The following is a 6,351-nucleotide window of genomic DNA, read 5'->3' as shown; positions in this document are numbered from 1 at the left end:
CTTCCTGCCCCTGAGACGCGTGCTTCAGTTCGCTCCGGGCGACCACGCGGTCCGGTGCCTCCACTTCCGTCCAGAAGCGGTGGGTGGTGACGAAGACCGCCAGTTCGTGCTCGCGCTGCCGGAGCTTCTCCACCTCGGCCTGTTCGTCGGGGGTCCAACCGGGGGAGGCGGGGCGCTCCACCTTCCGCCAGCCGTTGTCGTCGCTGAAGCCGTCCAGAGGCGCGACCGACCAGGGGAGCCGCTTGAGCAGGGCCGAGAGCTCGGCCCGGACCTGATGCAGCTCCTCCTGACCGGCGAGGAGGTCACTCGGAAAGTCATAGGTCTTTGCCACGACACAATGCTACGCCTGTTCGATTTTGAGTGGCGAGTGGCTTCGGGAGGTTCATGCGAACGGGGGGTGGCCGCCCCGCGCCGCGCTCAGTCCCTCGCGGGGAGGTGCGGGCCCGCGTGTGCCGGAAGCGTCCGCCCCAGCCGGGCGAGCGGCGACAGCGCCATCACCACCGGCGACAACAGCATGCCCGCCGCCGTCACCAGGAGACTGGCGCGCAACCCCCACTCCTGCGCCAGGTACCCGCCGAGCAGGGACCCGAGCGGGGTCAGGCCCATGCCCACGAACGTGATCGTGGCCGCGGCCCGGCCCTGCATCCCGTCCGGGGTCACCGCCTGCCGGACGGCCATCACGGTGACGTTCACCAACTGGCCGCCCGCCCCGAACACGAAACCGACCGCCAGGAGCACGGCGACCGTCGCCGCGGAGGAGCCGTGCAGCGCGGGCACCCACAGGAACGCGCCGTCGCCCAGCGCCGCGGCCGACACCAGCACCACGCCGTACCCGAACCGGCCCGGCAGACGGGCGGCGAGCAGGGCGCCCAGAAGCGCGCCCGGGCCCGTCGCCGCGAGCGACAGCCCGACGACGGTGCCCGACAGGTGCAGTTCCCGGGGCAGGAACAGCAGATAGACGGTCATCAGCGCGGCGAAGGAGAACTGGAAGGCCGCCGAGGCGAGGCACACGGTCCGCAGCGAGGTGTCGCGTACGACGAAACGCAGGCCCTCGTGGATCCGCCGCCCCGTGCGGACGGGACGCTCCGCGTGTCCCGGCACCGGCTCGCCGCGACGGATCCGGCGGATCGACAGGAACGACAGCGCGAAGAAGAGGGCGCCCGTCGCGACGGCGAACGGTGCCGACAGCCATGACACCAGCGCGCCGCCGAGGGCCGGCCCGCCGATCTGCGCCGCGGACCGGCTGCCCTCCAGCGCGCTGTTGCCCCGCACCAGCTGATCGCGCCTCACCAGCCGTACGAGCGAGGACTGGTAGGCGACGTCGAAGAACACGGACAGGACGCCGACGGCCAGGACGACCACGAACAGCGCGGGCAGGCCGAGGCCGCCGAGGAGCCCGGCCAGGGCGGCGGCGCCCAGGGCCAGGGCGCGGCCGGCGTCCGACACGGCCATCACCGTGCGGGTCCGCCATCCGTCCACCCACGCCCCGACGAGGAGCGAGAGCAGCAGGATCGGCGCCTGCCCCACCGCGCGCAGCACGCCCAGCTCGCCGGGCCCGGCGTCGAGGGTCAGGACGGCGAACAGAGGCAGCACCAACAGGCTTGTGTGTTCGCCGAGTTGGGAGGCGGTCTGGCCCAACCAGAGACTGCGGAAGTCGGCGTCCCGCCACAGCCGCGGCGGAACGGACCGGCCGGCATCAGGTATCTCGGGCAAGGGGGAGGAGAAGAACGGCACGGTGGTCCTCGCATCAAAGGTCGGCTGTGCCGCACCGTCGAGGGGCAGCACGCGTATGACAGGCCGCTCAGGGCCTACTGCGTCATCGCGCGCTCGGAAGACCGGGCATGTCCTCGCTCCTTCCGCGTCACTCGCAGGACTGAACATTAGCCGGGCGAGGCGGGGTAATGGGAGGTCGATCAGCCCGTGGTGCGAAGGAGCCGAGGATGACCGACGACGCCTACCTGTTCCTGCTCGACGACGCGTCCGCGCGGCTCGGCGTGCCTCCCGCCGCCGTCGGCGAGCTCGCGTGCATGGAGACCCCCGCGGTGCGCGCGTGGCTGCACGCCCAGGGCACGACGGCGACCTCCCCGCACCTGCGCCTGCTGCCGCCGGAGGAGACCGCCGCCGTACCGGAGGGGGCCGAACGGCTGCCCGTGCCGCTGAGCGACGAGGAACTGAGCCGGGTCCGCCACGAGTTGGCGCCGGACGCGCTCGCCGGGGTCGAGGAGGAACTGCTCGCCTACCGCGACTGCGCGGACGGTCGCGACGGCCTGATCGGACGAGCCCTGGCCGCCGGCGTCCCCCCGCACCGCATCGTCGAACTGACCGGCGTGGACCCGGCGACGGTCACGGCGGCGGCGCAGGGCTGAGGGCGGGCCGACTAGGGCGTGTTGTGAAAGTCCCGTCGTTCGCCCGAAGGGCGGGCCTCGCGGCGTCAGGTGCGTGCTCTCGGCGTGCCGGGCGGAAGCCCTCGTACTGGATGTACTTGGGCTTTCGCCCGGTGCGGCGAGAGTGCGTGCATGGCGTCGCGAGGCAGGCGGGACTTTCGCAACACGCCCTAGGGGCCGCGCCGCTCCGTGGAGGGCTTACGCGGCGACCGCGGGTTGGCGAAGGCCCTCGTTGCGGAGAGCTGGTGACGCCCGCCGACGCGGCGGCGGGCTGGTCACGTGACCGTGTTGCGCGACCGCGGGCGCAGGACCGGTGAGGCGGCGGCAGGCACCCGGGTGTTGTCGTGCGGGGTCATGTGCCCGGGCCGGGGTCCGGGTGTACGGCTGACTCGATGCCGGCGCGCGCCGCTTCCAGCTGGGCGGCGAAGGCGATGCCGAGGAACAGCGCGACAGCGGTGAGGTTGGCCCACAGCAGCAGGGCGATGAAGGCCGTGAGCGGCCCGTACACCGCACCGAAGGCGCCGCTCTTCGCCACGTACAGCGCGAGCAGCCACGTGGCCGACACCCACAGCAGCAGATGCACGGCCGAGCCGAACGCCAGCCAGGTGTACCCCGGCTGCACCCGGCGCGGTGACCAGCGGAAGATCACCGCGGAGGCCACCCAGGCCAGCGCGAGCCCCACCGGCAGGTCCAGCACACCCCACCAGCGCGGTCCGCCGTCCTCCCGGCCCGCGGACTCGGCCACCGCGTCGCCCACGGCCTCCCCGGCGACCAGCACGACGAAGCCCAGCACCAGGGGCAGACCGGCGGCGACCGCGAGCACGATCCCGCGCGCGTACTTGCGCGGGAAGGCGCGGTCGCGCTCGATGCCGTAGATGCGGTTGGCGCCGCGTTCGATCTGGCCCATGGCCGAGGCCAGGTTCAGCAGGGCGAAGCCCAGGCCGAGCCACAGGGCGAGCGTGCTCCAGACACTGCCGTGCGCGGTGCGCCGCGTCCCGTCGAAGGCGTCCTTCACGATGTCGGCGCTCGCGCCCGGCACGATCCGGCCGAGGGTGAGCTCGATGATCCGGCCCACCCCCTCCGTGTGCACCGAGGTGGCCAGACCGACCAGCGCGACCGTGCACGGCACCAGCCCGAGCACCACCTGGAAGGCGAGCGCCCGGGCGTTGGTGAAGCCGTCGGCGTAGCGGAACCGCGCGAAGGAGTCGGTGAGCAGCCGCAGGCCGCCGTAGTGGCGCAGGGCGGTGAACGCCTCGTCTCCGGAGAGCTCGTCCCCGATCATGTCCCGGGTCTGCGGGACGCGGACGGCGGTACCCATGGCGTGGACGCTCCTTGCTCGGACGGCTGGTCCCTGTGCGGTTGCCCCGAGAACGGCGTTGTCAGCGCCGTCCGCCGAACTCCCACTCGTGCACCTCCACGCACGCGTACCGGTCCGCGCTCAGCACGGCCCGTGCCCGCTCCGGGCCAGTGGCGCGGACCAGGGCCGCCGTACCGAGCCAGGCGGTGGCGTCGTCGGACAGGAGGGGGCCGTACGCGATCAGGTCGTCCGTCTCGGCCGGTACGGCGAGGTCGACGGCCTCTCCCGCGCCGAGACCGAGCACCAGGTACCGGTCGCCGCCGGTGCGGCCGCCGGGGAAGTCCCACATCGTGCGGCCCAGCAGGTTGCGCCAGCGGCGCAGCAGCACGTCCCGGTACGCCCCCGCCTGGTAGTTGGGCTCGTCGAAGGCGAACGCGCGGGCCGCGGCGGGGTCGGGCAACTCGACGATGTGCACGCTCCCGCTCGGCGTCTCGCCGTCGGCGGCGAACGTCGGCCCGCGGGCGATCAGTTCGGCCTCGTACCGGTCCATGTAGGACCAGTGCGCCTCGCCCAGCGCCTCACGCAGCGGCAGGGACCCGGGCCGGTCACGGTGGTAGCAGAAGAACTCCATGGCCCCAGAGCCTGGTTCACCGCGGGCCCCCGCGCTACCGCCCGGCGCCGATCGACCCGAGCCAGTCGGTCAGGTGACGGCCGACCTCCTCGGGGCGTTCCTGCTGGATCCAGTGGCCGCAGCCGTCGAGGAGGTGGGCGGCGCGCAGACCGGGCAGCGTGGTGGGGAACGCGTCGATCGCGTCGGACAGCCACGTGGTGGACGCGTCCCGGGTGCCGCCCAGGAACAGCGAGGGCTGCCGGACCGGCGCGCCCGCGTGCGCGGCCAGGTCCTTCCAGTCGAGGTCCATCGCACGGTAGCGGTTCAGGGCACCGGTCAGCCCCGTGCGCTCGAACTCCCCGGCGTAGACGTCGAGATCGTCCTCGGTCAGCCAGGCCGGGAGGCGGCCGGCGGGGAAGCGGTCGCGCAGCCTCCCGCCGGGCGCGACGAAGTGGGGGTCGGCGGGCACGTGGTCCGCGCCGGCCGTGGGCATCGTGTCGGCGGAGAGCGCGGCGTAGAAGCCGGCCAGCCAGCCCCGTACGTCCGGCTCGATCTCCCGTTCGGCCCGGCCCGGCTCCTGGAAGTAGGAGACGTAGAACTCCTCCTCCCCGCCGATCCCCGCGAAGACCTCGCTGGGGCGGGGACCGCCGGGCGGCGTGTACGGCACGCTGAGCAGGGCGACCGCGGGGAAGAGGTCCGGCCTGAGCAGCGCCGAGTGCGCGGCGATCGTGGCGCCCCAGTCGTGCCCCACGAGCACCGCGGAAGGCTCGCCGAGCGCCTCCACCACGGCCGCGTTGTCCGCCACCAGCTCGGTCATCCGGTACGCCGCCACCGCCTCCGGCTTCGAGGAGCGGCCGTATCCGCGCACGTCCACGGCGACCGCCCGGTACCCGGCCGCGGCCAGCACCGGGAGCTGGTGGCGCCACGAGTACCAGGACTCCGGGAAGCCGTGCAGCAGCAGGACGAGGGGCCCGGTGCCCTGTTCCACGAGGTGGATCCGGCCGGCGGGACCGGGGACCAGACGGTGGGTGAGGTGCGGCATGTGTCCTCCGTACGTACGGATCACTGGGTACGACGATCCTGCGGGGCGGGGGCGGACCGGCGCGAGGCTGTTTGCCGGTTCGGCAAAACCGCAGGCCGGGGCGATTGTCAGACCCGGCGCCTACGGTGGTTGCATGGATACGGAGCAGGTGCGGCTGGTGCCCTGGGCGGAGGGCGACTTCTGGCTGCTGGAGCGGACCAACAGCCCCGAGATGACCGACCACTTGGGCGGGCCGGAGAGCGAGGAGAAGCTCCGCGACCGGCACCGGCGGTACGTCGAGCTGTCGTCGGGGCGGATGTACCGCGTCACGCTCGCGGACGGCGGGGAGACCGTCGGCTCGGTCGGGTTCTGGGAGCGGGAGTGGCGGGACTCCCTGATATGGGAGACCGGGTGGGGGATCCTGCCGGAGTTCCAGGGCCGGGGACTGGCCGCGGGGGCGGCCCGTGCCGTGGTGGCCGAGGCACGGGCCGCCGGCGGACACCGGTATCTGCACGCGTTCCCGAGCGTGGAGCACCCCGCGTCGAACGGTGTCTGCCGCCGGGCCGGTTTCACCCTGCTCGGACAGGCCGCGTTCGAGTACCCGAAGGGGCACTGGATCACGTCGAACGACTGGCGGTACGACTTGACGGGCGAGGGCGAGGGCGAGGGCGAGGGCGAGCGCTGAGGAGCGGGGGCGTCGGGAGGAGCGGTGACCGGCCGCACGGGTCGGACGGGTCGTCAGTGGCCGGCGTCCCCCAACTCCCTTACCACCCGGGCCGCGACGGGCACCTTCACCCCGTGCCGGTCCGCCGCGCGCAGCAGCGCCCCGCCGATCGCGTCCAGTTCGAGGGGGCGGCCCGCCTCCGCGTCGCGCTGCATCGAGGACTTCATGCCGGGCGGGAAGGCGTCGTAGCGGGCGATGGCCTGGGCGGGGTCGGCGGGACCGCCGCAGGCCGCGCTGACCGCGGCGGTCTCCTCGACCAGGGCGGCCAGCTCCTCGCGGTGGCGGGTACGCACCTCTCCGAGGGGGAGGGCGTGC

8 protein-coding genes are annotated in these 6,351 nt (G+C 73.6%); 2 read left to right on the top strand and 6 right to left on the bottom strand.

Annotation, left to right across the window (positions count from 1 at the left end; genetic code table 11):
* Both EHS43_RS34120 and EHS43_RS34115 read right to left on the bottom strand, forming a co-directional pair.
* Window positions 1–331: hypothetical protein (locus EHS43_RS34120; protein ID WP_125194518.1), on the bottom strand; the 331-nt coding region annotated here is incomplete at its 3' end.
* Between the two features lie 86 nt (window positions 332–417).
* Window positions 418–1,671 (bottom strand): MFS transporter, encoded by a 1,254-nt coding sequence (locus tag EHS43_RS34115; RefSeq protein ID WP_185806533.1) that lies wholly within the window; start codon window positions 1,669–1,671, stop codon window positions 418–420.
* 269 nt (window positions 1,672–1,940) lie between these two features.
* On the opposite strand from EHS43_RS34115, the gene EHS43_RS34110 reads away from it, so the two are divergent.
* Window positions 1,941–2,366 carry a DUF6003 family protein gene (locus EHS43_RS34110; RefSeq protein WP_125194517.1) on the top strand — a complete coding sequence of 142 codons (426 nt, stop codon included), beginning with the start codon at window positions 1,941–1,943 and terminating at the stop codon, window positions 2,364–2,366.
* Window positions 2,367–2,736: 370 nt separating this feature from the next.
* Here the strand turns inward: EHS43_RS34110 and EHS43_RS34100 are convergent, their stop codons facing one another.
* From EHS43_RS34100 to EHS43_RS34090, 3 genes are all read right to left on the bottom strand, one after another.
* Complete coding sequence (locus tag EHS43_RS34100) at window positions 2,737–3,702, bottom strand: YihY/virulence factor BrkB family protein (protein WP_125194516.1); 966 nt, start codon at window positions 3,700–3,702, stop codon at window positions 2,737–2,739.
* A gap of 61 nt (window positions 3,703–3,763) precedes the next feature.
* The gene (locus EHS43_RS34095) at window positions 3,764–4,312 is read right to left on the bottom strand and encodes a YciI family protein (RefSeq protein ID WP_125194515.1); all 549 of its coding nucleotides are present in this window, start codon (window positions 4,310–4,312) and stop codon (window positions 3,764–3,766) included.
* Between the two features lie 34 nt (window positions 4,313–4,346).
* Complete coding sequence (locus EHS43_RS34090; RefSeq protein ID WP_125194514.1) at window positions 4,347–5,333, bottom strand: alpha/beta fold hydrolase; 987 nt, start codon at window positions 5,331–5,333, stop codon at window positions 4,347–4,349.
* Between the two features lie 133 nt (window positions 5,334–5,466).
* Here EHS43_RS34090 and EHS43_RS34085 point away from each other — a divergent pair, with 133 nt between their 5' ends.
* Window positions 5,467–5,997, top strand: a complete 531-nt coding sequence (locus EHS43_RS34085) for a GNAT family N-acetyltransferase (RefSeq protein ID WP_125194513.1) — start codon at window positions 5,467–5,469, stop codon at window positions 5,995–5,997.
* Window positions 5,998–6,050: 53 nt separating this feature from the next.
* Here the strand turns inward: EHS43_RS34085 and EHS43_RS34080 are convergent.
* Window positions 6,051–6,351, bottom strand: a 301-nt coding sequence (locus tag EHS43_RS34080; RefSeq protein ID WP_312023461.1) for a ketopantoate reductase family protein, incomplete at its 5' end; no start/stop codon positions are given.

Origin of the sequence: Streptomyces sp. RP5T, from assembly GCF_003933965.1 — a bacterium.
Taxonomy (GTDB): Bacteria; Actinomycetota; Actinomycetes; order Streptomycetales; family Streptomycetaceae; genus Streptomyces.
Note: the sequence above shows the minus strand (reverse complement) of the source record. Positions and strands in the feature narration are given on the sequence as shown.